This is a genomic window from Sphaerisporangium fuscum (genome assembly GCF_018531465.1).
Lineage (GTDB): Bacteria > Actinomycetota > Actinomycetes > Streptosporangiales > Streptosporangiaceae > Sphaerisporangium > Sphaerisporangium fuscum.
On record NZ_JAHDTF010000014.1, the window covers coordinates 138,421 to 164,839 of the forward strand.

Sequence of the window (26,419 nt, forward strand, 5' to 3'; positions counted from 1 at the left end):
CCCCGGGGATGGGTGCTGATGCTGGACACGTGACGGTGCAGGCCGCTCAGGTTGGACGGGCCGGGGGCGTGCCGGTCGCAGACGCCCGTTCGTCATGGCGGAATTCACGCAGCGGCGCGAGGACCGCGCCGAACCGGGGTACGGGCGCGTCCCCTGCCGCGGTCGGCGCCTTGACGGTGACACCGTGTCAGGGCCTAGACCTGGAGCATCATGTTCACCATCGGAGACTTCGCCCGGCACGGCCGCGTCTCGGTCCGGATGCTGCGGCACTACGACGCGATCGGCCTGCTGCGACCCGCGCACGTCGACCCGGCCAACGGCTACCGCCTCTACCACGCGGGGCAGTTGGCCCGGCTCAACCGCATCATCGCCCTGAAGGACCTCGGCTTCACGCTCCAGCAGGTGAGCGCGATCCTCGGCGAGCAGGTCAGCGGGGAGGAACTGCGCGGGATGCTCCGGCTGCGGCGCGCCGAGCTCGAGGAACGGATCGCGGCGGACCTCGCGCGCCTCGGCCGGGTCGAGGCGAGGCTCCGAATGATCGAAAGCGAAGGACAGATGCCTTCAGACGACATCGTGATCAAGCGCGTCCCGGCGGTGCGGGTCGCCGAGCTGTCGGCCAGGGCCGCCGGCTTCGAGCCCCACGCCATCAGCCCGGTGATCCAGCCGCTGTACGACGACCTGTGCGCCAGGATCGACAGGGCGGGGGTCACCTGCACGGGCCCGGCCATCGCCTACTACGAGGCGGCCCCTGAGGGCGAGGGTGCCGTCGTCGTCCACGCCGCGATGCCGGTGTCGGCCGAGCTCAGCGGCGGGTACGACTTCGACGTGGTCGACCTGCCGGAGATCCCCGAGGCGGCCACGATCGTGCACCGGGGGTCGATGGACGACGTGGTCCCGACGAGCCAGACCCTGGCCCGCTGGATCGAGGCCCACGGCTACCGATCCCTCGGCTACAGCCGCGAGGTCTACCTCGAAGTCCCCGACGACCCGGCCCAGTGGGTCACCGAACTCCAGGAACCCGTGAACCCCACCTGACCCCCGCCACCGTACAGCGAGGCTCCGAACCCGGCCCCTCGGCCGGACGGCCTGCGAACACAGCCCCTCCCGCTCGCTGACATCCGGCTGAACCCGGGACCTCGGCCGGATGGCCGGGCGAACACCCCGCCCCCCGCTCGCCGAGGTGCTCCCCATCGGCGCCGGGTCGGCGGGACGCCCGTACGGCGAAGCCGGCGCCGGCGTACGGCGGGTCAGGCGACGACGCGCAGCAGGGCCTGCTTCTTCGCCCTGGCGGGCTCGTCGAGGCGCTGCAGTTCCTTGCCGGCCTCGTCGAGCACGACAAGGGTGTTGTGCCCGCTGCCCGCGACCCGCACCACCAGCCGTCCGTCGGCCTGGTAGAAGGCGCCGATCAGCTTTCCGGTCACCGGGATCGGCGTCTTCCTGCCGGTCGCCGTGTCGATGACGGCCGGGGTGAACCACGAGGGCCATCCGCCGTCACCCAGCTCGGTCGAACTCCTGGGCATGGTCTCGGCGATCACCTTGCGCCCGTCGGGCGACAGGCTCTGGACGTGCACCACGTAGTCCTTGACGCCGCGGACCTTGGCGGCCTTGCCGGTGGTCAGGTCGAGTTTGTAGATCGCGTCGGCCTCCCCGGTGTATCCCGCCAGGTAGCGGCCGTCGCCCGACCAGGCGAGGTGGCACACTCCGGCGGTCCGGCCGGCCTTGTGCGCGCCGGTGCCGTCGGCGTTCACCACCATGACGTCGTCGCCGGCGACGCCGAACGCCACACGCTTGGAGTCGGGCGACCAGGTCGGCGTGAGGCAGGGCGCCCCGCCCTGCGCCCCCTTGGACACCGTCGTCACCTTCGCCCCGTCCTTCACCAGCACCTTCCCGGCGGCGGTGATCCAGGCGACCTTCTTCCCGTCGGGCGACGCGGAGAACTGGAAGTTGTCCGACGGCTGGGCGAGCCGAGCGAAGCCCTTGCCCGGCACGTAGTGGTCGACGGTGAACCTGTTGTGCGAGAAGTCGAAGTACACCGCCTCGCCGGTGAGGGGCTGCCGTGCCGCCGTCACCCTCTCCGGGGTGGACGCCGCGCTCGCGGGCACGCCCGTCGAGACCGCGTACGACGCGGTGAGCGCGGCGGCGAGGGCGGCGCCGGCAAGTACTCGCTGCTTCATCATTTCTCCCCGTTTGGCTCGTCAGCAGACACTCTCTTGGATGCCGCCGCGGATCGAAATGTTCGACGCGCCGGAGCCTCGCCCGGTTGACAGATATCGACGGACCAAAACGGCCAAATAAGGCCGGTCAGATACCCGCGACGTCGAGGGCCAGCGTCGCGGCGCCGATCAGCACGAGCAGGCCCGTGTTCACCGCGGCCGACGTCCTGCCACCCTTGAGCCCGGTGGCCGCGCGCCAGTACAGCAGGGCCCCCACGAGCATGAGCGCGCCTTCGATGGCGGCCGTCAGCCAGGGGTACTGCCACAGGCCCAGGCCGAGGCGCGGCAGGCCGCCCAGGTTCCCCGGCAGGAGCGGCAGGTCGGCCCGGTGGACGAGCAGGTCGAGGATCCAGTGGGAGAACACCACGGCCCCGATGACGACACCGGACCGCCGGTTCCACCGCCAGGCGGCCAGCGCGCCGGTGACGGCGGCGATGAGCAGGGCGCCGAGCAGGGAGTGGGTGTAGTCGGCGTAAATGATCCCCTCGCCGTAGCCGCCCTTGGTGCCGGGCACCGGGACGATGTACTCGATCTTGGCCATGTAGAGCGGGGCGAACACCACGTCGAGCCACACGGTCGCCAGCATCAGCGCCCAGAGCGGCACCTGCCGCTGGCCGGACTTCACCGCAGCGGCGAGCCCGAAGTGTCCAGTGATCATTTCTTGTCTTCCGATCGGGGGGAGGGCCAGGGCAAACGGGCGTCCAGCACGCCGACGAGCGCGGCGAACAGGATCGTGCCGACGAAGAAGGCCACGATTCGGCTCCAGGGGGATGTGCGAGGGATGGTGATCAAACGTCACCTGGTGGCGCGCCACCAGGCGATGGTCTCCTTGAAGACCTCGTCGGACGGGGTCGGCGCGACACCGAAGGTGGTCTCGAAGGCGGAGGAGTCGACGACGAACGGCCTGACGAACTGGTACCGCGTCTCCTCGAGCTCCCGCAGGAGCGGCACCACCAGGCCCGCCGCCCGCAACATCCAGTGCGGCACGGTGGACAGGCGCGGCGCGGGGGCACCGGCCAGCGCCGCGAGGCGCTCGGCCATCTGCCGCACCGTCAGCGCGGGGGCGGTGGGGATGTGCCAGGCCCGGCCCCAGGCCCGCTCGTCGACGGCGGCGGTCGCCAGCGCCCGGGCGACGTCCGGCAGGTACGTCATGCTGTGCGGCTGGTCGAGGGCGCCGGGCACCCGCACCGGTTTGCCCGAGAGGATCGGCCCGATGAACCGGTCACCGAAGATTGACTGGTCGCTCATGCCGGGACCGAAGAAGTCGGACCCGCGCACCTCGGTCACCCGGACGCGTCCCGCCTGGTGGGCGGCGAGGGCGTCGGTCCACATCGTGGCCCTGACCCGCCCCTTGGTGCCGGTCGCGGCCAGGGGCAGGTCCTCGGTGATGGGACCGTCGACCGGGCCGTACCCGTAGAGGTTGCCGAGGGTGACCAGCACGGCTCCGCTTCGTTCCGCCGCCGTCAGCATCGCGCCGGCCACCGGTGGCCAGTCCTGCGCCCAGCGGTGGTACTGGGGGTTGGCGCAGTTGTAGAGGGCGTCGGCTCCCTTGGCGACGGCGCCGAGCCGATCGGCGTCGGCGGCGTCGGCCGCCACGCGGGTCACCCCGGGGACCTGCGGGCCCGCCCCCGACCGGGTGACGACCACCACCTCGTGCCCCGCACCCGCCAGCGACTCGGCGAGCCCCGAGCCGACCTGTCCGGCTCCGACGACGACATGCCTGCCCATGGCCGGCTCCTTTCCGTAAGAGGGCGTCTCAGCCCACGTTCCAGGCGAGACGCAGGACCGCGTTGACGATGAAGAGGACGGCGAAGACCACCGACGTGGTGACGAGCCCCGCGGCGGCGGCAGCGGCGATGCCTCCGCCGAACCACAGGACCTCTAGCACGACACGGCCCACGCCGTGAAGCGGAATGCTCGCCTTCGGCGACCCGAAGATCCCCCAGACCACCCCGAACAGGACCGGCCCTCCGACACCGAGAAGGATCTTGAGCAGCCAGTTCGGGCTGACGGTGAAGCCCCAGTAGCCCACCGAGAGGTAGACCGCGAGTTCCAGGAAGAACATCAGGGCGGCGTTCGCGCCCTTGGCGAGGGTCAGCACGGTCACTTTCGACTCCATTACGATTACATCCGCTCCGCTTCGAGAGCAATGCTCTCGCAAGAGAACGGTCATCGTCAAGAGCACTGCTCTCGTTTGCGTCCGACGCTCCAATCGGGGCTCGCCGAGAAAGCGGATCGTCCTCTCATCATCGTCGGCTGGATCGACGGCCGGTCCCTTAGGGGAGAGGACCGGGCGGCCACTGTGGAACAAAGAGCAAGAGCAGTGCTCTCGTATTGATGGGCTGCTCTGGTATGGTCGGTGAGATGAACGCCAGTCGCACAGCCCGCGAACGCGTCCGCGCCGAGTTGATCAGGGAGATCAAGGAGGTGGCCCGGCGGCAGCTGGGAGTCGACGGGGCAGGTGGGCTCTCTCTGCGAGCCGTCGCCCGGGAACTCGGCATGGTGTCGTCGGCGATCTACCGGTATTTCCCCAGCCGCGACGACCTGCTCACCGCGCTCATCATCGAGGCCTTCAACTCCATCGGCGAGACCGTGGAGCAGGCCGACGCCGCGTGTCCGCGCGAGCGTCACCTCGACCGGTGGATGGCCGCCGCGCGGGCCGTGCGCACGTGGTCGCTGGCCCACCCGCACGAGTACGCGCTGATCCACGGCTCACCGGTTCCGGGTTACGTCGCCCCGCAGGACACCGTCGTGCCGGCCGCGCGCGACGGCATCGTGTTCGCGCGGATCCTGCAGGACGCCCACGAGGCGGGCAGGCTCGCCCCGCCACCGCCCTGGACGCCCGCCGTCCCGCCGTCGTTCCTCGCCGACGCCGAACGGCTGCGGGCGACCGTCTTCACCGACCTTCCCGACGACCTGATCCTGCTGGCGGTGATGGCCTGGACGGCCCTGTACGGAGCGGTCAGCTTCGAGCTGTTCGGCATGTACAACAACGTCATCGACGACGGCGGGCCGACGTTCGACCATCTGGCGCTGACCCAGGCCCGGCTCCTCGGGCTCGACCCGGACGCCTCCGCGTCCTGAGGGACACAGCGATCGGCTGATGCCTCTGAGCTGTGGTTATATCGACACCAGTATCACTGATTGATCTATATCGATATTGGACACGCACGTGTCAGGTCTGGTTTGCTCGCGCTCACTTCGATGGTCAACCGTGAGGAACAGCATGCGAGACTCGCAGACCCGTGGCCTTTCCCCGGCCGCCAAGGCCGCCCTGACGTTCAGCCTTGTGATCGGCGGCACCGCGTACGGCGCGGCCACCGCCTCGGCCGACACGTCGCGGACGGCCTCCGCGGCCGCCGTCCGCGACGGCCAGGCGGTGCGCACCACGCCGATCAGCGAGGCCGAGGTCCGCAAGCAGATACGGCGGCTGGAGGCGTCCTACAAGGGACGCATCGGCGCGTACGCCCTGGACACGGCCACCGGCAAGACCGTCGGCCACCGCGCGAACGAGATCTTCGCGATCAATTCCACCTTCAAGGCCATGGAATGCGCCGCCGTGCTGAAGAAGGCGCGCACGTCCGAGCCGGGGCTGATGAACAAGGTGATCCACTGGACGCAGGACGAGGTCGTGTCGGCGTCGCCGAAGACCGACAAGCGTGGAGAGGAGGGTATGACCGTCGCCGAGCTGTGCGACGCGGCGATCACCTACAGCGACAACACGGCCGGCAACATGGTGCTCAAGCAGATCGGCGGACCGGCCGGACTGACGAAGTACTTCCGCTCGCTCAAGGACCCGATCTCCCGGCTCGACCGGTGGGAGACCGAGCTCAACAACTGGAGCCCCAAGGAGAAGCGAGACACCACCACTCCCGCCTGGATCGCCCGTGACCTGCGCAAGGTCGCCGTGGACGACGCCCTGGCCCCCGAGGACCGGGAGCAGCTGAACGCCTGGCTGAAGGCGAACACGACCGGCGGCACGCGCATCCGCGCCGGCCTGCCGAAGGAATGGATCATCGGCGACAAGACCGGCACCGGCGACGCCTACGGCACCGCCGACGACATCGCGGTGATCCGCACGTCCGCGACGGCGGCGCCGATCATCATGGCGATCTACACCAACCGCGACACGATCGACGGCCAGAGGGACAACAAGGTCGTCGAGAAGACCGCGACGATCCTGGCGCAGGGCCTCGGCAAGCTCTGACCCGGTGAACGGCTCGACCGCGCCGGCCGTGGGGTCACAGCGGGCGCGGTCGAGTGAGGACAGTGGCCTTGTGGGCGGCTGTCGGCGCGCGCGGCAGGTCGTGCGGGCGCGCGCCGGTGGCCGTACGGAGCCGGTCGGGCTCCGTACGGGACGGGCGGCGTGGGTCAGCGGGACGCGCGGTTGACGGCCGAGAGGATCGCCTTGAGGGAGGCGGTCACGGTGTTGCCGTCGACGCCCACACCCCACAGCACGCGGTCGCCCACCTGGCACTCGACGTACGCGGCGGCGCGGGCGTCGCTGCCGGCGCTCATGGCGTGCTCGGTGTAGTCGAGGACGCGGACCTCGAACCCGACCCCGGCGAGGGCGTCGACGAAGGCGGAGATGGGGCCGTTGCCGACACCCTCGATCTCGCGGATCTCGCCGTCGATCCGGATGTCGGCGCTGATGGCGTCCTTCTCGTCGACGTGGGAGACGTTGCGGTGGGCCATGAGGCCGACGCGCCCCCACGGCCTGGCCGGGTTGGGGAGGAACTCGTCGTTGAAGATCTCCCACATCTCGGCCGGGGTGACCTCGCCGCCCTCGCTGTCGGTGCGGGCCTGGATGACGCCGGAGAACTCGATCTGCAGGCGGCGCGGCAGGTCGAAGCCGTGCTCGGCCTTCATGATGTAGGCGACGCCGCCCTTGCCCGACTGGCTGTTGACCCGGATGACGGCCTCGTAGGTGCGGCCGACGTCCTTGGGGTCGATCGGGAGGTACGGCACGGCCCAGGCGAACTCGTCGACGGGGACGCCGGCGGCCTGCGCGTCGCGCTCCAGGGCCTCCAGGCCCTTCTTGATGGCGTCCTGGTGGGAACCGGAGAAGGCGGTGTAGACGAGCTCGCCGCCGTAGGGGTGGCGCGGGTGGACGGGCAGCTGGTTGCAGTACTCGACCACGCGGCGGATCTCGTCGATGTCGCCGAAGTCGATACGGGGGTCGATGCCCTGGGAGAAGAGGTTCATGCCGAGGGTGACCAGGCAGACGTTGCCGGTGCGCTCGCCGTTGCCGAACAGGCAGCCCTCGATGCGGTCGGCGCCCGCCTGGTAGCCGAGCTCGGCGGCGGCGACGGCCGTGCCCCGGTCGTTGTGGGGGTGTAGCGACAGCACGATCGAGTCGCGGTAGGCGAGGTTGCGGTGCATCCACTCGATCTGGTCGGCGTAGACGTTGGGCGTGGCCATCTCGACGGTGGCCGGCAGGTTGATGATGACCTTGCGGTCGGGGGTGGGCTGCCATACGTCGTTCACGGCGTCGCAGACCTGCACGGCGTACTCCAGCTCGGTGCCGGTGAACGACTCCGGGGAGTACTGGAAAAAGATCTCGGTGTCGCCCATCTGCTCGGCGAGCTTCTTGCAGAGCTTGGCGCCCTCGACCGCGATGGCCGTGATGCCTTCCTTGTCCTGGCCGAACACCACGCGCCGCTGCAGGGTGGAGGTGGAGTTGTACAGGTGGACGATGGCCTGCTTGGCCCCGCGCAGCGACTCGAAGGTGCGCTCGATGAGCTCGGGCCGGGCCTGGGTCAGGACCTGGATCACCACGTCGTCGGGGATGCGCCCCTCGTCGATGATCTGCCGCACGAAGTCGTAGTCGGTCTGGGAGGCGGCGGGGAAGCCCACCTCGATCTCCTTGAACCCCATGCGTACCAGCAGGTCGAACATCCGCAGCTTGCGGTCGGCGTCCATGGGGTCGATGAGCGCCTGGTTGCCGTCGCGCAGGTCGACCGCGCACCACTGCGGGGCCCGGTCGATCACCTTGTCGGGCCAGGTGCGGTCGGTCAGGCGTACGGGCGCGAACGGCTGGTAGCGCTGGTACGGCATCTGGCTGGGCTGCTGCTGGGGATACATCACGTGCTCCTGTCGGTGTCGGAATCCGGGGCGACACCCGTCAGGACGGCATGCCTGAACTGGTCTGATTTCATCTGGAAAGGTCGCCACCGGGGTTAGCCCTCAAGCGGCCGACGCGCATGGCTCGCTCCGCGGCGAGGGAGCCGGCCTTTTACAGGCCCTCGCCGCGGCAGCTAAGAAGCAGCCCGCGCAGCATATTGATGACCGTAGCAGATGCCGGGGAGTCGTCGGTACGCGATGGCCGAAGCCGAGGGGTGTGCTCAGGGGTGCCCCCTTCGCGGCCCGCTCCCCTTTCTACCCCATAGGCTCTCCCTTGGAGAGACGGGAGGCAGGACCATGCAGGACGGCGAGATCCTCGCGAAGATCAAGGACCTCATCTCGGAGGAGCACCTTCTGCGCGAGCGGGTCGGCAGCGGAGAGATGTCCTCGGAGGAGGAGCGGGCTCGCGTGCGCGAGCTGGAGGAGGCCCTCGACCAGTGCTGGGACCTGCTGCGGCAGCGTAAGGCGCGCAGGGAGTTCGGCGAGGACCCCGACTTCGCCACCCCCCGCCCGGTGAGCGAGGTGGAGAACTACCAGGGGTAGCGGCCGGGGCGCGCGTCAAGGAAACGTAGCGCTCGGCGTCCATCTCTTTGCTGCGCCTTTCTCCCCTTTGTCGCTTTTGTCGGCTGTAATCGGACCTACGGCCACCAACAGCGGCACGGCGGGGGGTGGGGCGTGGCCATACACGCTGCCCAGCACACCGGCGACGTCCGTGAGCACGTCACGGACGGGTGCCGCGCGGCCCGGCTTCGCACGGTCGGCGCGGCACCGTGATCTACACACGCGAGGCGGCCGCTCCGGTCACCCCTCCGGCCGGGCGCTGGGGGCGGGTGCTCATCGACTGGCTGACGACCACCGATCACAAGAAGATCGGCAACCTGTACCTCGTCACGTCCTTCGTGTTCTTCGTCATCGCCGGCCTGATGGCCATGGTCATCAGGGCCGAGCTGATGGAGCCGGGCCTGCAGTTCGTGTCGAACAAGCAGTACAACGAGCTGTTCACCATGCACGGCACGCTCATGCTGCTGCTGTTCGCCACGCCGCTGTTCGCCGGGTTCGCCAACGCGATCATGCCGCTGCAGATCGGCTCCCCCGACGTGGCCTTCCCCCGTCTCAACATGTTCAGCTACTGGCTGTTCCTGTTCGGCGGCCTCATCGTCCTGTCGGGCTACCTCGTGTCCGACGGCCCGGCCGACTTCGGCTGGACGGCCTACGCCCCGCTGTCGGACCAGACGTTCACCCCCGGCCTGGGGGGCGACCTGTGGGCCATGGGCCTGGTCATGTCGGGTCTCGGGACGATCCTCGGCGCCGTCAACTTCATCACGACGATCATCGCGATGCGGGCCCCGGGCATGACGATGTTCCGCATGCCGATCTTCACCTGGAACGTCCTGCTCACCAGCCTCCTGGTGCTCATCGCGTTCCCGGTGCTGGCCGCGGCCCTGCTGGCGCTGGAGGCCGACCGCAAGCTCGGCGCGCACGTCTACGACCCGGCCAACTGGGGCGCCGTCCTCTGGCAGCACCTGTTCTGGTTCTTCGGCCATCCGGAGGTCTACATCGTCGCGCTGCCGTTCTTCGGCATCGTCACCGAGGTGATCCCCGTCTTCAGCCGCAAGCCGATCTTCGGGTACATCGGGCTGGTCGGCGCCACGATCGCCATCGCCGGGCTGTCGGTGACGGTCTGGGCGCACCACATGTTCGCGACCGGTGTCGTGCTGCTGCCGTTCTTCTCGTTCATGACGTTCCTGATCGCCGTGCCGACGGGGGTGAAGTTCTTCAACTGGGTCGGCACGATGTGGCGCGGGCAGATCCACCTCAACACGCCGATGCTGTTCTCGGTCGGCTTCCTGGCGACGTTCCTGTTCGGCGGCCTCACCGGGATCATCCTCGCCTCGCCGCCGCTCGACTTCCACGTGACCGACTCCTACTTCGTGGTGGCCCACTTCCACTACGTGCTGTTCGGCACCGTGGTGTTCGCGATGTTCTCCGGGTTCTACTTCTGGTGGCCGAAGTTCACCGGCAAGATGCTCAACGACGCCCTCGGCAAAGTGCACTTCTGGATGCTGTTCGTCGGCTTCCACACCACCTTCCTGATCCAGCACTGGCTCGGCGCGCAGGGCATGCCGCGCCGCTACGCCGACTACGCGGCCACCGACGGGTTCACCACGGGCAACCTGATCTCGTCGATCGGCGCCTTCATCCTCGGCGCCTCGACGCTGCCGTTCCTCTACAACGTCTGGCACACCTGGAGGTACGGCGAGAAGGTGACCGTCGACGACCCCTGGGGCTTCGGCAACTCCCTGGAGTGGGCGACCTCCTGCCCTCCGCCCCGGCACAACTTCCTCTCCATCCCGCCGATCCGTTCCGAGAGGCCGGCGTTCGACTACCACTACGCCCTTCTGCCCGTCACGAGGGTCCGGGGAGACGAGCCGCCCGAGTGACGCCGGGTGAGACCGGGCGCCAAGGACCGACACACATCGGTAACGGCGTCGTCACGCTCCGGAAACGACGGTTGCCTACTGTCCCGCCATGCGGCTCACCCCACACGAACAGGAACGCCTGCTGATCCACGTCGCGGCCGGTGTCGCGCGGGACCGCCGCGCCCGCGGGCTGCGGCTCAACCACCCCGAGGCCACCGCGATCATCGCGTCGTTCCTCCTGGAGGGCGCCCGCGACGGCCGTAGCGTCGCCGACCTCATGGACGAGGGACGCAAGGTGCTGCGCCGCGAGGACGTCATGGACGGGATCCCCGAGATGCTCGAATCGGTGCAGATCGAGGCGACCTTCCCCGACGGCACCAAGCTCGTCACCGTCCACCGGCCGATCTCATGAGCGCCCCCGGCCCGATGGTCCCCGGGGAGATCGTCCACGGCGACGGGCCGGTCCCGCTCAACCCCGGCCGGGAGCGCGTCACCCTCCGTGTCGTCAACACCGCCGACCGGCCGATCCAGGTGGGCTCGCACTACCACTTCGCCGCCGCCAACCCGGGGCTGGCCTTCGACAGGGACGCCGCCTGGGGCCGGCGGCTCGACGTGCCCGCCGGGACGGCCCTCAGGTTCGAGCCCGGCGTGGAGCGGGACGTGGCGCTGGTCCCCATCGGCGGACGGCGCGTCGTCCCCGGCCTGCGCCCCGAGTGGGCCGGCCCCCTCGACGGGCGCGGCCCGGCGGCGGACCGCCGGGGCGCGGCCGAGGGCGGGCCGGACGACGGGGGGCGGGCGTGACCGGGCCCGCCATCGACCGCGCCCGTTACGCCGCCCTGTACGGGCCGACGACCGGCGACCGGGTGCGGCTCGCGGACACCGACCTGTTCATCGAGGTGACCGACGACCTCAGCCAGGGCCCGGACGGCGCCGGCGACGAGGTGGTCTTCGGCGGCGGGAAGGTCGTCCGCGAGTCGATGGGGCAGGCGCGCGCCACCCGGGCCGAGGGCGCTCCCGACCTGGTCGTCACCGGCGCCGTCATCCTCGACCACTGGGGTGTGGTGAAGGCCGACATCGGCGTCCGCGACGGGCGCGTCTCGGCGATCGGCAAGGCCGGCAACCCCGACACGATGGACGGCGTCCACCCCGGCCTCGTCATCGGCCCGTCCACCGAGATCCTCTCCGGGAACGGGAAGATCGTCACGGCGGGGGCCGTCGACTCCCACGTCCACCTGATCTGCCCGCAGATCGTCGAGGAGGCTCTCGCGGCGGGCGTGACCACGCTGATCGGCGGCGGCACCGGCCCGGCCGAGGGCACCAAGGCCACCACGGTGACCGGCACGTGGTACCTCGCCCGCATGCTGGAGTCGATGGACGGCATGCCGGTCAACGTCGCGCTGCTCGGCAAGGGCAACACCGTCAGCCGTGAAGGGCTGCTGGAGCAGCTCCGCGCCGGCGCGTCGGGCTTCAAGCTCCACGAGGACTGGGGCACGACACCGTCGGCCATCGACGCCTGCCTGCGGGTCGCGGACGCCGCGGGGGTGCAGGTCGCGATCCACACCGACACGCTGAACGAGGCCGGGTTCGTGGAGTCGACGCTGGCGGCGATCGGCGGCCGGGGCATCCACGCGTACCACACCGAGGGCGCGGGCGGCGGGCACGCCCCCGACATCATCCGTGTCGCGGCCCACCGCAACGTGCTGCCGTCCTCGACCAACCCGACCCGGCCGCACACGGTGAACACCCTCGCCGAGCACCTCGACATGCTCATGGTGTGCCATCACCTCAATCCGTCCGTGCCGGAGGACCTGGCCTTCGCCGAGTCGCGCATCCGGCCGGCGACGATGGCCGCCGAGGACGTGCTGCACGACATCGGCGCGATCTCGATGATCGGTTCCGACTCGCAGGCGATGGGCCGGGTGGGTGAGACCGTGATCCGCACCTGGCAGACGGCGCACGTCATGAAGCGGCGCAGGGGGTCCCTCCCGGGCGACGGGCGGGCCGACAATCTCCGCGCACGCCGTTATGTCGCGAAATATACGATCTGCCCGGCCGTCGCGCACGGGCTGGACGCGCACGTCGGCTCCGTGGAGGTCGGCAAGCTCGCCGACCTCGTCCTGTGGGAACCGGCGTTCTTCGGGGTCAAGCCGCAGGTCGTGGTCAAGGGCGGGGTCATCGCCCACGCCCAGATGGGCGACGCCAACGCCTCCATCCCGACGCCGCAGCCCGTGATGCCCCGCCCGATGTTCGGCGCCACCCCGGTCACCGCCGCCGCGACGTCACTGCACTTCGTCGCGCCCCTCGCGATCGAGGACGGCCTGGCGGACCGCCTGCGCGTCGACCGCCGCCTCGTCCCCGTCGAGGACGTCCGCGGCCGAGGGAAGGAGTCGATGCCGCTCAACGACGCCCTCCCCGCCATCGACGTGGACCCCGACACCTTCACCGTCCACGTGAACGGCGAACGGATCGAACCCGCCCCGGCCGACCGGCTCCCCCTCACCCAGCGCTACTTCCTCTTCTGACCATGCCACCGAACGCGGCGCTGCTGCTCCTGGCCGACTCTCGGCTGCCGGCGGGCGGGCACGGGCACTCCGGGGGTGTGGAACAGGCGGTCCGGACCGGGGCCGTCACCGGGACGGAGGACCTGAGGGGATTCCTCCGGGGCCGGCTCGCCACCACCGGCCTGGTCACCGCCGCACTCGCGGCGGCCGCCTGCGAACTGGCCGAGGCATCCGAGCCGAAGCCGGGCGAGGACATGTGGCGGAGGCTGGACGGCGAGGCGGACGCGCGCACGGCCTCGCCGGCGCAGCGCTCCGCCGCCCGCACCCAGGGCAGGCTGCTGCTGCGCGGCGCGCGCCGGATCTGGCCCTCCCCCGCGCTGGACACCCTCGCCCGAGCGGTGCCCGAGGGGCCGCACCACCCCGTCGTCCTCGGCGCCGTGGCCGCCGCCGCGCGCTGCTCCCCGTACGACGCGGCGCTGGCCACCGCCTACACCGCGATCACCGGACCGGCCACCGCGGCCGTCCGGCTGCTCGGGCTCGACCCGGTCGACGTGCACCGCGTGCTCGCCGGCCTCGTGGCGGCCCTCGAAGGCGTGGCGCGTGCCGCCACCGCCCGCACCGCGTGGGAGGACCTTCCCGCGCACGCCGCTCCCGCACTCGATCTGCTGGCCGAACAGCACCTACGCACGGAGGTACGGCTCTTTGTCAGCTGACCACGACGACCGTCACGACTCCCCCGCCGCCAACGGCAGGGCGCTGCGCCTCGGCATCGGCGGCCCGGTCGGCAGCGGCAAGACCGCGCTGGTCGCGGCCCTGTGCCGCACGCTCGGCCCGGTGCTCCGCCTGGGCGTCGTCACCAACGACATCTACACCACCGAGGACGCCGACTTCCTGCGCAGGGCCGGGGTGCTCGCTCCCGAGCGCATCGTGGCCGTCCAGACGGGCTGCTGCCCGCACACGGCCATCCGGGACGACATCGCCGCCAACCTGGACGCCGTCGAGAGCCTGGAGGAACGCTTCGGGCCGCTCGACCTCGTGATCGTCGAGAGCGGCGGCGACAACCTGACCGCGACCTTCAGCCAGGGGCTCGCCGACCGGCAGATCTTCGTGCTCGACGTGTCGGGGGGTGACAAGGTACCGCGCAAGGGCGGTCCCGGCGTCACCACCGCCGACCTCCTGGTGATCAACAAGACCGATCTGGCGCCGCAGGTGGGCGCCGACCTGACGGTCATGTCCCGGGACGCGGCGGCCGTGCGCGACGGCAGGCCGGTCGTGTTCACCTCCGTCCGGGAGGTACCCGAGGTGTACGCGGTCGCCGAGTGGGTGCACGGGATCGTCCAGACCTGGACCCACGGCCACGAACACACCGGCTCCCCGGCCGTGCCGACGACCAACCCGTGACGGCCTCACGCGCGGACAGGAGGTCGCTGGACGCGCGGGCGGTGATCACCACGGAGCGTGCCGCGGGTCGTACGATCCTCGGCACCCTACGGTCGGACCCGCCGCTGACTCTCCGGCAGACCGGCCCCGCGACGGTGCACCTGGTGTCCACCGCGGCCGGCCCTCTCGGCGGCGACCGCCTGGAACTGCGCGTCGACGTGGCTCCGGGGACCGCCCTGGAGATCGCCTCGGTGGCCGGCACGCTCGTGCTCCCCGGCCCCGGCGAGTCGCTGACGGTCGTGGAGGCCCGGGTCGGGGCGGGGGCGCGGCTGCGGTACGCGCCCGAGCCCACCGTCCTGGCCGCCGGCTGCACGCACCGCATGATCGTCCGTCTGACGCTGGAGGAGGGCGCCTGGGCGTCGTGGCGAGAGGAGATCGTCTTCGGCCGGTACGGCGAGCGGCCGGGCACCTGCCACGCCCGCTTCGACGCCACGGTGGGGGCCGCACCCCTGCTCCGCCAGGAGTTCGTCGTCGGCGCCCCCGCCGTCGACGGCAGCCCGGCGGTGTACGGGGACGCCCGGTGTGTCGGCAGTGTCCTGGTCGCGGGCCCGCCCGCCGTGCCCGCGCCCTCGCTCGGGGACGGCTGCGCCATACTGCCCCTGTCCGGTCCGGGTACCCTGATAACCGCCCTCGCCCCCGACGCGCCCGCCCTGCGCGCCCGCCTGACGTGGGGAGAGGAGCAACTCGCCGCGTCACAGACGGCCGCTGACAGCCGGTGACCTGCGGCGCGGCGGACCCCGCTACGCCCGCACCGGCTCGCCGCCGAGAGCGCGCGCACGGCGCAGCGGAGAGCAGAACACCGGAACCCAGACCACCGCGAACACTCCCGCGGCCACCCACAGCACGGTTCGAGGCGTGGCGACCTCCGCGACCGCTCCCGCGATCGCCGAGCCGATCGTGACCGCGCCGATCAGCAGGACCCGGATCGTGGCGTTGACCCGGCCGAGCAGGGCGTCCGGGGTGAGGTGCTGCCGGAACGAGATGAGCAGCACGTTGTCGAAGCCGACCTTCGCGCAGACCACGGCCCACCCGGCCGCCGCCGCCCACACCGGGACCGCCCCGCCGGCCTGCGGCGTGAGCAGGGCGGCCGGGGCGAGCGCCAGGCCGAGCATCCACAGCGAACGGCCCTCGCCCAGCAGCCGGGACAGCGGACGGACGGCCAGCGCGCCGATGACGCCGCCGACACCGCCGGCCGCCAGGTAGGCGCCGAGGACGGCCTCGGACCAGCCGAGTTCGCGGACCAGGACGATCGGGATCATGACCGAGTTCATCGATATCGCCAGGTTCGTCAGCGCTCCGGCCGCCGTGACCACCCGCAGCACCGGGTGCCCGCACACCATCGACAGTCCCTGTCGTATCTCGGCGGCGAGACGGCGGCCGGTGACCGGGGCCGGGACGGCGGGCTCGCGGCGCCGCACGGTGGCGAGCCAGAGCGCCGACCACAGGTAGCCCGCCGCGTCGACCGCGACGACGACCGGCGCCCCGAGCAGCTGGACCAGCCATCCCGCCACGGCGGGACCTGCCGTCTCACCGGTGAAGTCGGCCGTGGCCAGCCGGGAGTTGGCGGCGACCAGCCGGTCCTTGCCGGCCACGTGCGGCAGGTAGCTCTGGGCCGCGATGTCGAAGAAGACGCTCCCGGCCCCGGCCAGCAGCACCACCGCGTACAGCTGGGCCAGCGTGAGCGCCCCCGACAGCCAGGCCAGCGGCACCGAGGCCAGGAGCAGCGCTCTGGCGACGTCCGCGGTGACCATCACGGGGCGGCGCCGCATCCGGTCCACCCAGGCGCCGGCGGGCAGGCCGACCAGCAGGAACGCCGCCGTTCGCAGCACGCCGAGCAGGGCGACCTGTCCGGGTGAGGCGTCGAGGGTGATCACGGCCACCAGCGGAATCGCCAGCTGGCCGACGGGCGCGCACATCTTGCTCATGGCCGCCGCGGCGAAGAACCGGCGGAAGTCCGCGCGCCGCGCGGCCTCGGCGCCGCCGGGCGGGTCGTCCGGAGCGGGCCGGGCGGTGGTGTGGGATGACATGCCGTCACTGTGGGCGGACGGCGCCGGAGTACGGTAAGGATTCACTCTGGAATGAATCACTCCGGGGCGGGAGGTCGCGGTGCTGCGGCTGAGGCTGTCACTGGCCGATGTGGCCGGGCTGAGGTTCGCGTTCTCGCCCCTGTGGGAGATCGTCGCCGGCGTGCGCGTCCTGAACGACCCGGCGGCCCACGCGCTGCACCTGCCGTGGGTCCGCTCCGCCCGTGCTCGGCTCAAGGAGTGCGGCGCCGAGGTGCCGCTGCTGCGCGCCCTCGTGCCCGCTCCGCCGCACGTGCTTCCCGGCTTCCTCGCCCCCACGCCGCTCACGCCGCTGCCGTCCTTCGACGCCGAGCTGGCGGCCCTGGCGGGGACCGACCCCGAACTGTGCCGGGACGATCTGCGCCGGGTGTTCGGCGGCCTGGACGGGCCGCCGGCGGAGTTCGACCACGCCCCCGGCGCGGCTCTGCGTACCCTCGTCGCGCAGGTGCGCACGTATCACGACGTCGTGCTCGCTCCCGACTGGCCGAAGATCCGCGCACTGCTCGAAGGCGACATCATGTACCGCGGCCGGCGGCTCGTCCAGGGTGGGGTGGCGGGCCTGTTCGCCGATCTCGACCCGTCGATCGGCTGGCACGACGACAGGGTGACGATCAGCGGTACCGTCGCCTCCGCCGACCATGACCTGGGGGAACGAGGGCTCGTGCTGGTGCCGTCGGCCTTCACCTGGCCCCGGGTGTTCGTCAAGGCGGCACCGCCGTGGGTCCCGGTGGTGCGGTACCCGGCTCGCGGTATGGCGGAGCTGTGGGCGGCGCCGCGGGCCGCGCCGGACGGTCTGTCGCGGGTGGTCGGCCGGTCCCGTGCCCGGCTGCTGGCCGAGCTGGACGCCCCGGCCTCGACGACGGAGCTGGCCCGGCGTACCGGACTGGCGGCGGGTGGGGTGTCCGCGCATCTGTCCCGTCTGCGCGCCGCCGGGCTGGTGACCTCCCATCGCGCCGGAGCGGTCGTGCTGTACGCCCGCACCTCTCTCGGCGACGCGCTCCTGCGCCCCGGGGCCGGTCAGTCGTAGAAGCCGAGGCGGCGGAGCTGCTTGGGGTCGCGTTGCCAGTCTTTCGCGACCTTGATGCGGAGGTCGAGGTAGACGTGGGTGCCGAGCAGGGCCTCGATCTGCTTGCGCGCCCGGGTGCCGACGTCCTTGAGCCGGGCGCCCTTCGGGCCGATCACGATGGCCTTCTGGGACGGACGCTCGACGAACATCTGGGCGTACACGTCGAGCAGGTCGTCGCGCCCCTCCCTCGGCACCATCTCCTCGACGACCACCGCGATCGAGTGCGGCAGCTCGTCGCGCACGCCCTCGAGGGCGGCCTCCCGGATCAGCTCGCCCACCAGCACCTGCTCGGGCTCGTCGGTCAGCTCGCCCCCGGCGTACAGCGGCGGGGACTCGGGGAGACGGGCGATCAACTGGTCGCCGAGGACGTCGAGCTGCTCGCCCGACTCCGCCGAGACCGGGACGATCTCGGCGAAATCGGCTAGCTGTGACACGGCGAGGAGCTGGTTCGCGATCTGCTCACGGCCGGCCAGGTCGCACTTGGTGACGACCGCGATCACGGGGGTCTTCTTGACGGCCGCGAGCTTCTCGGCGATGAAGCGGTCGCCCTTGCCGATCGGCTCGTTGGCCGGGACACAGAAGCCGATGACGTCGACCTCGGTCAGGGTGGACAGCACCAGGCTGTCGAGGCGCTCGCCGAGCAGGGTGCGCGGGCGGTGCAGGCCGGGGGTGTCGACGATGACCAGCTGGGCCTCCGGCCGGTTGACGATGCCGCGGATGGCGCGGCGGGTCGTCTGGGGCTTGGAGGAGGTGATCGCCACCTTCGCGCCGACCAGGGCATTCATCAGCGTCGACTTGCCGACATTGGGCCTGCCGACGAAGCAGGCGAACCCGGCACGGAACTCAGCGGCTGAGGAACTCACGCCCCCATTCTCGCCGATCAGACGCATTGCCCTCCCCACGCCTCCGTCACCCGGGCCGGGCTCCCGCGAAAGCGGGCCTGGACCCGTTTTCCGCACATCGCCCTCGTCGACCCGTGCCGATGACTCGCAGCGCCGGCCCGCATATGGCGGCTGACCAGGGAGATTCGGGCTCGTGCGGAAACGGGCCTAGATGTAGCGGCCCTTCACGGTGCCGTCGGGGGCGGCGAGGAACAGGACGGCGTTGCCGAGGTCTTCGACGACCGCGATGTCCGGCGCGCCGGGCTCGTCCTGCTCGGTGACGAGAGCGGCGGCCTCCAGGGACGAGGCTCCGCTGGACACGGCCATGGCCACCGCGACCTGCATGGCGGACAGCTTGAGCGAGGGCAGTTCGACGTTGGTGGCGGTGTAGGTGCGCCCCGTCTCGTCACGCACGGCGGCGCCCTCGGCGGCCGCGTTGCGGGCGCGGGCGGAGCGGGCGAGCGTGATGATCTTGCTGTCCTCGGGGCCGAGGGTCGTCTCAGTCACGCGCACCAGGCTACTCGGCGGCCTCGCGCACCTTCGCGGCGAGGACGTCGGCGAGCTGCTGGGTGCGCTCGGGGGCGAGCCGCGCCAGGCACGTGTGCACAAGGGCGATGAGCGTGTCGCCCGAGCGCATGACGACCACGTGCATCTCGTACGGATAGCCGCCGACCCTGCCCTTGAACCGCCGCGCCTCCACCTCCTCACCGAGGGCCTTCATGGGCAGCTCGGAGGCCACCAGGCGATCACCGCCGCCGGGCGCCTTCCCGGAGGCCACCGAGCAGTGCCGCATGAGCCCGGCGGCGGTGCGGACGGCGTGCCGGGCGTCCCCGCCCGGGTAGGCGGCGAGCACCACGGCGGCGGTCTCCCCCAGCCGTCCGCCCCGGTAGGACGCGGCGACGGTGGCCGTCCCCCCGGCCTCCGCCCTGCCCGTCCCGGCGAGGTCGAACAGGCGTGCGCAGTCGGGACTCGCCGGGCGGAACGGCGGCTCCCAGGGGTCGTCGCTGTGCTCGGCCAGACCGGCCGACGGATCGTCGATCTTCGCCAGCGCCTCGCGTGCCCGCGCCAGGTTCACCCGGCCGCCCGCGCCGCCGAAGAGCCCGGCGCCCGTCCCGCAGCCGGCCGTGACGGCCACCAGAGCGCACGTGAGCACCCCACCACTGATCCGCATCGCGCTTCCCCCCGACGTCCCCGCTCGCCTTGCGAGGGTTCTGCCCGATCGGCAAAATGATCAATCTCATGGGTTCGTGCCCGGGAAGCGATGGATTTCCGGAATCGCTAGGCTTCGTGTCCCCGTGGCGGTCCGGCGGGCCGCCCAGGCAGAGAGGGAGCTGATCCATGACCGGTCGGCGTCGGGGGATCCTGTCCGGCGCGCTGGCGCTGACGCTCGCTCTGGGGCCGGCCACGGCCGCCGAGGCGGCCCCGGCCCTGCGTGACGATCCCCCGAAGTGCGAGCCCGAACGGGGTGGCACCAAGGTCGGGGATCCGTGGGGGCAACGGCGGCTGAACTTCACCGCGGTCTGGCCGATCACCGAGGGCGAAGGCGTCACGGTCGCGATCGTGGACACGGGGGTGGACCCCCGGCACCCGCAACTGAAGCTCGCCAAGCAGATCGACCTGACCAACACCTACCCGTTCGACTGCATCGGGCACGGCACGGCCGTCGCGGGGATCATCGCCGGCGCGGACATGAGGCAGCTCAAGATCCCCTTCGCCGGCGTGGCCCCGAAGGCGCGGCTCATCTCGATCAAGCAGACCAACCAGACGGACAAGGGCGACGTCGGGCTGCTCGCCAAAGGCATCATCCAGGCCGCCGACCTCGGCGCGCAGGTCGTCAACGTGTCCATCCAGGCACACGATCAGCCCGACCTGAAGGCCGCGGTCGACTACGCGCTGGCCAAGGACGTGGTCATCGTGGCGGCGGCGGGCAACATCCGCAAGGAGGACGGGGTGCCGGCCCCCGCCTATCCGGCCGCCTATCCGGGGGTGCTCTCGGTGGGCGCCACGGGCCCCGACGGCAAGGTCACCGACTTCTCCAACAGCAGTGCCCCCGTCTCGGTGCTCGCCCCCGGTACGGAGATCACGAGCACCTGGACGGGATCCGCCTACCGGCAGGACCTCTCCGGGACGAGCTACGCCGCGCCGTACGTCGCCGGGGTCGCGGCCCTGGTGCGCGCCCGGCATCCGGAGCTGGACAACGTGCGCGTGCGGCGGCGCATCGAGATCACCGCCGACGGGGCGTCGGGCAAGACGCCGGGCATCGTGAATCCCCTGCTGGCCGTGACGAAGATCCTGCCGTCGGAGGTCGTCGCGATCGCACCCCGCCAGCCCGCCGCCCTGCCCTCGGGAATCGTGAGCAAGGCTCCGGCTCCGGACACCGAGACGATCAACCGCTCGGTGGGGGTGGCGATGATCGCCATGCTGGCCGCGGCCCTGGTGTCGGCCGCCGGGCTGGTGATCCCGCTGGGCCGCCGGCGCAGGTGGAAGCCGGGACGTACGGCCGTGCCCAGCGAACCAGGGCGATAGACCGTACCCACTTTTCTTTGGACATAGCCCCGCAAGATCAACGAAAACGTAACATGTGATGCACACGTGACAAATTACGCTTAGCGCGACTCGATCATGTGGTGTCATGATCTGCGAGAGTTGATCCTCAGGGGAAGGCGATGAGGGACATGCAGTCATTGCTGCCGGACGACCCCAAGCAGGTGGGCAAGTACAGCCTTCTCGGGCGCCTCGGTCAGGGTCCTCGCGGCATCGTCTACCTCGCCCGGCTTTCACAGCAGGCAGAGACTTCGCAGGCCCCGGCGGAGCAGGGCGCCCAGAGCGAGGAGACGCCCGCCGCCGAGCAGGCCGAGCGGACGCCGCTCGAGGCCTCCGAGGCCGGCGAGCCGAGCGTCCCCACCAAGCCGGTCGCCCCCGCCGAGGCCGCCGCACCGGCTGCCGCGGAGGCATCCGAGGCCCCCGGCGAGCCGGAGCGGCTGTTCGTCGTCAAGCTGCTCCCCCTCTGGCCCGAGGCGGACCCGGCCACCCGCGCCCGCGTCGTGGACGACCTGTCGGCGGCCCAGCGGGTGTCCAGCGCGTACGCGGTCAGGGCCGTGGACGCCGGCTGGATCGGCGACCGCGCCTACGTCGTGCGCGAGCACGTCGAAGGCCGCACGCTGCGCGAGGCGGTGGCGGCCGACGGGCCGATCACCGGCGACGCGCTGGAGCGGATCGCCGTCGGCACGCTGACCGCGCTCACCGCCGTCCACCTGGCCGGCATCGCCCACCGCGGCCTCACCCCCCAGAACATCCTGCTCACCGCCGAGGGCCCCCGCGTCTGCGACTTCGGCCTGGGCGAGACGGCGTACCGCTCACCCGAGCAGGTGCGGGGCGAGCCCACCGGCCCCGCCGCCGACCTGTTCGCCTGGGCGAGCACGATCACCTACGCGGCCACCGGCACCGAGCCGTTCGGTGACGACCCCGAGGCGATCGTCACCGCCCAGCCGGACCTCGCGGCCCTGCCCGCCGGGCTGCGGGACGTCGTCGCCTCCTGCCTGAACAAGATGCCCGCCCAGCGGCCCACCGCCCAGGGCGCCATGCTGTGGCTGCTCGGCGAGGAGAAGACCGCCCCGCCGGTCTCGGCCATGCCCGCGCCCCCGGTGCCCGCGCCGGCCCCGTTCCCGATGGGCGGCCCCGACGGGCAGACCTGGGTGGAGGCGCACGCCGCGCCGTACGACCCGGCCATGGACCCGCGCCTGCCGGAAGGCGAGCCCGCGGTGTGGTCGGTCTCCCCCGAGCCGCAGGTCGCGCAGGTGTGGGAGGAGCCCGAGCTGCCGAGCGAGCAGCGCGAGGTCCCGGCGCTGCCGCCGTCCAACCGGCAGCAGCCCGCGCCGGCCGCCCCGGCCCGTGAGAAGACCGGCCCGCGCTTCCCCGTCGGACTGGCCGCGGGCGTCGGCATCGTGATCGGCCTCTCGGGTCTCGGCCTGTGGGGCGCTAACCACTACGCGGCCAGCCAGGAGATCGGCCGGGTGGCCGCCGAGGGCCAGGTCAACCCGACGAGCGTCCCGGAGCCGTCCGGTGGGCTCGGGAACGTGAAGGTCGGCGGTGGCGGCACGAGCGCCCCCCGGCCGGAGATCACCGTGCCGTGGGCCAACTCCCCCGACCCCCAGCAGACCGGCGTGTACCCGATGGAGCTCACCACGCCCGCGCCGTCGCTCGGCGCCGTGCCGTCGCTCACGCCGGGGCCGCAGTTCACCCCGCCGCCGATCCCGACGTCCGTGCCGACCTCGTCCCAGTCGCCGACGCAGCCGGTCACCCCGACTCCCACGGTCACGGTCACCAAGACCGCCTCCCCGACGGTCACCCCGTCCGGCGAGGCCACGCCGAAGCCGACCCCGACGCCGACCGAGGTGGACCCGTCGCCGTCCCCGACGCCGTCCGGGACGGGCAGCCCGACGCCCGACCCGTCGGCCAGCGACACGCCGACCCCGACGCCCACGCCGTCGTCGACCGATCCGCAGCCCGTGGGGCCGACCGTCACGCCGAGTCCCACCCAGCCGGAGTCCCCGAAGCCGACCCACTCCTCGCCCAAGCCGACGGCCACCCGGACGGTCGCGCCGCGGCCGACCGCGACCAGGACGACGAGCTCGCCGAAGCCGACGCACACCACGAGCTCGCCCAGGCCCACCGCCACCCGGACGACCAGCTCGCCCAAGCCGACCGTGACGGCGACCAAGACCGTGGCGCCGAAGCCGACCGCGACCAGGACGACGAGCTCGCCGAAGCCGACGACCTCGTCGAAGCCCCCGGCACCGGCGAGCAACCCGTACACCCCGCAGCAGGTCTGCAACTCCGCCGGCCAGGGCTCGGGGTACTACGTCCAGCGGCAGGGCTCGTTCGACGGCGGTGTGACCTACCTGCTGTACAGCAGTTCGTCCGGGACGAACTGCGTGGTCACGATGAAGACCGACAAGATCGGCGAGTCGTCCACGGTGGCGGCGACCCTGGAGGTCCAGGGCAGCAGCCCGAGGACCGAGAGCGGCTCCTTCAAGTACTACGCGGGCCCGGTGATCGCCGAGGCCAAGGGCAAGTGCGTGAGGTTCGCCGGCAGCACCTCGTCGGGCTCCACCAGCGCGCCCTTCGGGAACTGCGGCTAGGCACGACCCGTCAGTGAGAGGCCCGGCGCCCTGCGCGCCGGGCCTCTCTCGCTCGTGCAGGGGCCGGGCATCCATACGCGGGGCCGCAGGGATCTTGGGCGCTGTCCACGGAGGGGCGCCCCCCGCCGCGGTCCCACTAAAGTGATCGACATGGGGGAATGGCGGCCGTCCGGCCCGTTCGAGGAGAGCCTCAGCACGGCCTTCGCGGGGGGCGATCTGGCCCTCTGCCTCGCGATGCTGCGCCTGGCGGAGTTCGCGCTGCCGATCACCCCGTCCGCCGCCGCCGGCGAGGAGCGGGCGGCCTGGCCCACCGCCGACGACGGCGAGCGCACCTGGGTCCTGGCCTACACCTCGGCCGCGGCCCTGAAGGCCGGCACCGGCGGCGCCGAGCCCTACCACCGCATCGTCACGATGCCGGAGCTCGCCGCGGGCTGGCCGGACCTCCGCTGGGGCCTGGCGATCAACCCCGGCCTTCCCGTGCACTTCTTCCTGGAGCCGGGGACGGTGGCACGGCTCGCCGTCCCGACCATGGCGCAGGAGCGCGTCATCTCCGGCGCACCCGGCCTCCCGGTGGTGCAGAAGCCGCTCACCCCCGACGACCTCTACACCTACCTTCTCGAGGGCGAGTCCCGGGTCTCCGGGTACTGCCACAACGCGCAGGACGTGGCCCACATCGCCACTCCGGCCGTGCTGGCCGACGCGGTCGGGCTCGCGGAGGTGCCCGGAGTGGTCACCGACCAGGGGGCGGTGAACCTCCTGCGTTGGGCGGCGGTGGGGCTCAACCTGTACCACACGCCGTACGGGGGCCTCGACGAGGAGGGCAGGGCCGCGGTGGACGGCCACATCATCGAGGAGCCGCCGTTCGTCGGGATGGGCCTGGCGCCGAACCGCGACCGCGTGGTCCGCGAGTACAAGGTGGACGGCGTCGGGCTGCCGCACGGCGCCGAGATCGTGGAGCTGACGGACGCGGGGGTCGAACGGCGGCACGCCGTGTACGACGGCGACCTCGAACGCTGGCTGCTGGTGAACGAGGACGGGACCGACGCGGCCGGCCTCGCGACAGGTTCGTCCCTGTGGCACTCCTACCGGGCGCGGGTGGCGGGGGTCGAGTACCAGGCGAGCCCGGATCCCCGCACGGACGGGCTGTGGGTACGGCTGCGGGCCTTCGAGCCCGCCGACGGGTTCGAGGAGCTGGAGCCCGGCCGTTTCGTACGGACCCTCCCAGCGGCGGAGTGCGAGGAGGTCGCGTTCGTCACGATGGCCGGCGAATGGCGTGGCGCCCCGTGCCAGGTGCACGGCGCGCGGGACGGCAAGCTGCTGGTGGAGTACGTCGGAGGGCTGCTGCCCGTCGCCCGGGATCTGGGGATGGAGCGCGTCGAGCGCGGCGTGTACCGCGCCTGGGTTCCCCGGGAGGAAGTCCTGGGGCTGCGCGAGCAGGTCGTCCCGCTGGAGCTGTGACCGCGCGCGACTGATCCCCTGAGTCGCCAGTTTCGGGCATATTTGTCAGACTATGTCCGAGTTTAGGCATGCCCGAAATGCCGTAATAGCAGGTCATTGCCCGGCATCGGGGCGTGTTACCGGTTGGTGCTTGTCGAACGATATTCCGTAATGCCAGAATGTTCGATCAAGCAGCTGTTTCCCTGAAGTTAGACCGTGGTTACGGTGTCGTTAAGCACCTCAACCGTTGTGGACAGGTGCTCGGGGAGGTTTACGTGGAGTCGTTCGCGCCGGGGGACGCGGCGGGCATGCAGGAGTACGCCGAAGAACTGCGTGCCAACTTCATGCGTCTGCAGAACGAGGCGCCCGCGCTGCACGAGAAGGCGCGAGCCGTACAGATCACCGAGACGTCGAAGGACGGCCTGATCTCCGCCACCGTCGGGCCGCGCGGCGACCTGATCAGGCTCGACATCGACCCGCGCATCTACCGCCATCCGGACTCCCGGCAGCTGGCCGACTCCATCACCTCCACGGTGCAGAAGGCCGCCGAGAAGGCCCAAGCCAAGATCATCGAGCTTTTCGAGCCGCTGATCCCGGCTGAGCAGATGAAGGCGCACCTCGACGGCGACGTCGAGAGCGTCCTTGAGCAGATGACCGCGCAACTTCTCGGAAAGCGGTGAACGGATGCCGTACGAACCGAACATCGACCTCCATGCCCCCACCGCGAACAACGGCCTGACCCGCTGGAACGTGGTCACCGGAGACATCGTCCGCACGTGCAGGAACGGCAGCTCCCGCATCGACCAGCTCGTGGCCATGGCCCCCTGGGGAGACGACTCCGCCGGACAGGACTTCGCGGCGACGTACACCGGCGACTGCGGGCCCGAGGTGCTGAAACAGCTCGGCTGGCGTGTCGCCGACAACCTCGAAGCGCTCGGCCTGACGGTCGCCACGGCCGTGTCGAACACCCGCGGAACCGACCAGGAGGGCGCCCGCAAGGCGGGCGGCGTCGAGAAGCAGCTGAGCGTTTGACCCCGCGCCCCGGGGAGCACCGGGACCTCCCTCTGTCGCCCGACGCCGCACCACCGCCCGGTCGCCCTTCTTTCCGCTTGCCCGCCGCGCTCGTCGTGAGCA

General features: G+C 71.5%; 26 protein-coding genes. 17 read left to right on the top strand and 9 right to left on the bottom strand.

Annotated elements, in window-relative coordinates; translation table 11 throughout:
* Positions 1-210: 210 nt before the first annotated feature.
* Complete coding sequence (locus tag KIK05_RS18400; RefSeq protein WP_214411965.1) at positions 211-1,035, top strand: MerR family transcriptional regulator; 825 nt, start codon at positions 211-213, stop codon at positions 1,033-1,035.
* A gap of 212 nt (positions 1,036-1,247) precedes the next feature.
* Here the strand turns inward: KIK05_RS18400 and KIK05_RS18405 are convergent, their stop codons facing one another.
* The 4 genes from KIK05_RS18405 to KIK05_RS18420 all read right to left on the bottom strand — a co-directional run bounded on the left by KIK05_RS18405 (position 1,248) and on the right by KIK05_RS18420 (position 4,320).
* Positions 1,248-2,174, bottom strand: coding sequence for a TolB family protein (locus KIK05_RS18405; RefSeq protein WP_214411966.1), 927 nt, complete (start codon positions 2,172-2,174; stop codon positions 1,248-1,250).
* A 127-nt stretch (positions 2,175-2,301) separates the two neighbouring features.
* The gene (locus KIK05_RS18410; RefSeq protein ID WP_214411967.1) at positions 2,302-2,871 is read right to left on the bottom strand and encodes a permease; all 570 of its coding nucleotides are present in this window, start codon (positions 2,869-2,871) and stop codon (positions 2,302-2,304) included.
* A 137-nt stretch (positions 2,872-3,008) separates the two neighbouring features.
* Positions 3,009-3,941: an NAD-dependent epimerase/dehydratase family protein gene (locus KIK05_RS18415; RefSeq protein ID WP_214411968.1), complete on the bottom strand. Its 933-nt coding sequence runs from the start codon at positions 3,939-3,941 to the stop codon at positions 3,009-3,011.
* A gap of 28 nt (positions 3,942-3,969) precedes the next feature.
* Positions 3,970-4,320: a YrdB family protein gene (locus KIK05_RS18420; RefSeq protein WP_308249983.1), complete on the bottom strand. Its 351-nt coding sequence runs from the start codon at positions 4,318-4,320 to the stop codon at positions 3,970-3,972.
* Positions 4,321-4,577: 257 nt separating this feature from the next.
* Between KIK05_RS18420 and KIK05_RS18425 the strand changes: the two genes are divergently transcribed.
* Positions 4,578-5,297 (top strand): TetR/AcrR family transcriptional regulator, encoded by a 720-nt coding sequence (locus KIK05_RS18425; protein WP_214411969.1) that lies wholly within the window; start codon positions 4,578-4,580, stop codon positions 5,295-5,297.
* Between the two features lie 142 nt (positions 5,298-5,439).
* A complete protein-coding gene (bla, locus tag KIK05_RS18430; RefSeq protein ID WP_214411970.1) occupies positions 5,440-6,420 on the top strand; it encodes a class A beta-lactamase in 981 nt (326 codons plus the stop codon).
* Between the two features lie 164 nt (positions 6,421-6,584).
* Here the strand turns inward: bla and leuA are convergent, their stop codons facing one another.
* The gene (gene leuA, locus KIK05_RS18435; protein ID WP_214411971.1) at positions 6,585-8,297 is read right to left on the bottom strand and encodes a 2-isopropylmalate synthase; all 1,713 of its coding nucleotides are present in this window, start codon (positions 8,295-8,297) and stop codon (positions 6,585-6,587) included.
* 336 nt (positions 8,298-8,633) lie between these two features.
* Between leuA and KIK05_RS18440 the strand changes: the two genes are divergently transcribed.
* The 8 genes from KIK05_RS18440 to KIK05_RS18475 all read left to right on the top strand — a co-directional run bounded on the left by KIK05_RS18440 (position 8,634) and on the right by KIK05_RS18475 (position 15,416).
* Positions 8,634-8,879: a DUF2630 family protein gene (locus KIK05_RS18440; protein ID WP_214411972.1), complete on the top strand. Its 246-nt coding sequence runs from the start codon at positions 8,634-8,636 to the stop codon at positions 8,877-8,879.
* Positions 8,880-9,166: 287 nt separating this feature from the next.
* On the top strand, positions 9,167-10,777 hold the full coding sequence (gene ctaD / locus KIK05_RS18445; RefSeq protein ID WP_372455599.1) for an aa3-type cytochrome oxidase subunit I: 1,611 nt from the start codon (positions 9,167-9,169) through the stop codon (positions 10,775-10,777).
* 88 nt (positions 10,778-10,865) lie between these two features.
* Entirely contained in the window at positions 10,866-11,168 is a 303-nt protein-coding gene (locus tag KIK05_RS18450; protein WP_214411973.1) for an urease subunit gamma, read from the top strand.
* Positions 11,165-11,557, top strand: a complete 393-nt coding sequence (locus KIK05_RS18455) for an urease subunit beta (RefSeq protein WP_250562997.1) — start codon at positions 11,165-11,167, stop codon at positions 11,555-11,557. Before KIK05_RS18450 ends, KIK05_RS18455 begins: the two co-directional genes overlap by 4 nt.
* Positions 11,554-13,278, top strand: coding sequence for an urease subunit alpha (locus tag KIK05_RS18460; protein WP_308249984.1), 1,725 nt, complete (start codon positions 11,554-11,556; stop codon positions 13,276-13,278). Before KIK05_RS18455 ends, KIK05_RS18460 begins: the two co-directional genes overlap by 4 nt.
* A gap of 2 nt (positions 13,279-13,280) precedes the next feature.
* Positions 13,281-13,970 (top strand): urease accessory protein UreF, encoded by a 690-nt coding sequence (locus KIK05_RS18465; protein WP_214411974.1) that lies wholly within the window; start codon positions 13,281-13,283, stop codon positions 13,968-13,970.
* Positions 13,960-14,658 (top strand): urease accessory protein UreG, encoded by a 699-nt coding sequence (ureG, locus tag KIK05_RS18470; RefSeq protein ID WP_214411975.1) that lies wholly within the window; start codon positions 13,960-13,962, stop codon positions 14,656-14,658. Before KIK05_RS18465 ends, ureG begins: the two co-directional genes overlap by 11 nt.
* Positions 14,655-15,416 (top strand): urease accessory protein UreD, encoded by a 762-nt coding sequence (locus tag KIK05_RS18475; protein WP_308249985.1) that lies wholly within the window; start codon positions 14,655-14,657, stop codon positions 15,414-15,416. The genes ureG and KIK05_RS18475 overlap by 4 nt, the downstream gene beginning before the upstream one ends.
* A gap of 21 nt (positions 15,417-15,437) precedes the next feature.
* On the opposite strand, the gene KIK05_RS18480 is transcribed toward KIK05_RS18475, so the two are convergent.
* A complete protein-coding gene (locus tag KIK05_RS18480) occupies positions 15,438-16,724 on the bottom strand; it encodes an MFS transporter (RefSeq protein WP_214411976.1) in 1,287 nt (428 codons plus the stop codon).
* Positions 16,725-16,803: 79 nt separating this feature from the next.
* On the opposite strand from KIK05_RS18480, the gene KIK05_RS18485 reads away from it, so the two are divergent.
* Positions 16,804-17,787 carry a DUF5937 family protein gene (locus tag KIK05_RS18485; RefSeq protein WP_214411977.1) on the top strand — a complete coding sequence of 328 codons (984 nt, stop codon included), beginning with the start codon at positions 16,804-16,806 and terminating at the stop codon, positions 17,785-17,787.
* Here the strand turns inward: KIK05_RS18485 and era are convergent.
* From era to KIK05_RS18500, 3 genes are all read right to left on the bottom strand, one after another.
* Complete coding sequence (era, locus tag KIK05_RS18490; RefSeq protein WP_308249986.1) at positions 17,778-18,689, bottom strand: GTPase Era; 912 nt, start codon at positions 18,687-18,689, stop codon at positions 17,778-17,780. The two genes, KIK05_RS18485 and era, sit on opposite strands and share 10 nt — an antisense overlap.
* A 186-nt stretch (positions 18,690-18,875) precedes the next feature.
* Complete coding sequence (locus KIK05_RS18495) at positions 18,876-19,214, bottom strand: cytidine deaminase-like protein (RefSeq protein WP_214411979.1); 339 nt, start codon at positions 19,212-19,214, stop codon at positions 18,876-18,878.
* Between the two features lie 10 nt (positions 19,215-19,224).
* Complete coding sequence (locus KIK05_RS18500) at positions 19,225-19,878, bottom strand: hypothetical protein (RefSeq protein WP_214411980.1); 654 nt, start codon at positions 19,876-19,878, stop codon at positions 19,225-19,227.
* A 167-nt stretch (positions 19,879-20,045) separates the two neighbouring features.
* Here KIK05_RS18500 and KIK05_RS18505 point away from each other — a divergent pair, with 167 nt between their 5' ends.
* The 5 genes from KIK05_RS18505 to KIK05_RS18530 all read left to right on the top strand — a co-directional run bounded on the left by KIK05_RS18505 (position 20,046) and on the right by KIK05_RS18530 (position 26,317).
* The gene (locus tag KIK05_RS18505; protein WP_214411981.1) at positions 20,046-21,233 is read left to right on the top strand and encodes a S8 family serine peptidase; all 1,188 of its coding nucleotides are present in this window, start codon (positions 20,046-20,048) and stop codon (positions 21,231-21,233) included.
* Positions 21,234-21,382: 149 nt separating this feature from the next.
* Positions 21,383-23,848 (top strand): serine/threonine protein kinase, encoded by a 2,466-nt coding sequence (locus KIK05_RS18510; protein WP_214411982.1) that lies wholly within the window; start codon positions 21,383-21,385, stop codon positions 23,846-23,848.
* A 150-nt stretch (positions 23,849-23,998) separates the two neighbouring features.
* Positions 23,999-25,306, top strand: coding sequence for an SseB family protein (locus tag KIK05_RS18515; RefSeq protein WP_250562998.1), 1,308 nt, complete (start codon positions 23,999-24,001; stop codon positions 25,304-25,306).
* Between the two features lie 254 nt (positions 25,307-25,560).
* Entirely contained in the window at positions 25,561-25,965 is a 405-nt protein-coding gene (locus KIK05_RS18525) for a YbaB/EbfC family nucleoid-associated protein (RefSeq protein WP_214411983.1), read from the top strand.
* A gap of 4 nt (positions 25,966-25,969) precedes the next feature.
* Positions 25,970-26,317, top strand: coding sequence for an aldo-keto reductase family protein (locus tag KIK05_RS18530; RefSeq protein ID WP_214411984.1), 348 nt, complete (start codon positions 25,970-25,972; stop codon positions 26,315-26,317).
* The last annotated feature ends 102 nt before the right edge of the window (positions 26,318-26,419 follow it).

Bases quoted from the DNA above. Each gene is read 5' to 3' on its own strand.
- KIK05_RS18400 (WP_214411965.1), top strand. From the start codon at position 211: ATGTTCACCATCGGAGACTTCGCCCGGCACGGCCGCGTCTCGGTCCGG.
- KIK05_RS18405 (WP_214411966.1), bottom strand. From the start codon at position 2,174: ATGAAGCAGCGAGTACTTGCCGGCGCCGCCCTCGCCGCCGCGCTCACC.
- KIK05_RS18410 (WP_214411967.1), bottom strand. From the start codon at position 2,871: ATGATCACTGGACACTTCGGGCTCGCCGCTGCGGTGAAGTCCGGCCAG.
- KIK05_RS18415 (WP_214411968.1), bottom strand. From the start codon at position 3,941: ATGGGCAGGCATGTCGTCGTCGGAGCCGGACAGGTCGGCTCGGGGCTC.
- KIK05_RS18425 (WP_214411969.1), top strand. From the start codon at position 4,578: ATGAACGCCAGTCGCACAGCCCGCGAACGCGTCCGCGCCGAGTTGATC.
- bla (WP_214411970.1), top strand. From the start codon at position 5,440: ATGCGAGACTCGCAGACCCGTGGCCTTTCCCCGGCCGCCAAGGCCGCC.
- leuA (WP_214411971.1), bottom strand. From the start codon at position 8,297: ATGTATCCCCAGCAGCAGCCCAGCCAGATGCCGTACCAGCGCTACCAG.
- KIK05_RS18440 (WP_214411972.1), top strand. From the start codon at position 8,634: ATGCAGGACGGCGAGATCCTCGCGAAGATCAAGGACCTCATCTCGGAG.
- KIK05_RS18450 (WP_214411973.1), top strand. From the start codon at position 10,866: ATGCGGCTCACCCCACACGAACAGGAACGCCTGCTGATCCACGTCGCG.
- KIK05_RS18455 (WP_250562997.1), top strand. From the start codon at position 11,165: ATGAGCGCCCCCGGCCCGATGGTCCCCGGGGAGATCGTCCACGGCGAC.
- KIK05_RS18465 (WP_214411974.1), top strand. From the start codon at position 13,281: ATGCCACCGAACGCGGCGCTGCTGCTCCTGGCCGACTCTCGGCTGCCG.
- KIK05_RS18480 (WP_214411976.1), bottom strand. From the start codon at position 16,724: ATGTCATCCCACACCACCGCCCGGCCCGCTCCGGACGACCCGCCCGGC.
- KIK05_RS18500 (WP_214411980.1), bottom strand. From the start codon at position 19,878: ATGCGGATCAGTGGTGGGGTGCTCACGTGCGCTCTGGTGGCCGTCACG.
- KIK05_RS18505 (WP_214411981.1), top strand. From the start codon at position 20,046: ATGACCGGTCGGCGTCGGGGGATCCTGTCCGGCGCGCTGGCGCTGACG.
- KIK05_RS18510 (WP_214411982.1), top strand. From the start codon at position 21,383: ATGCAGTCATTGCTGCCGGACGACCCCAAGCAGGTGGGCAAGTACAGC.
- KIK05_RS18515 (WP_250562998.1), top strand. From the start codon at position 23,999: ATGGGGGAATGGCGGCCGTCCGGCCCGTTCGAGGAGAGCCTCAGCACG.
- KIK05_RS18530 (WP_214411984.1), top strand. From the start codon at position 25,970: ATGCCGTACGAACCGAACATCGACCTCCATGCCCCCACCGCGAACAAC.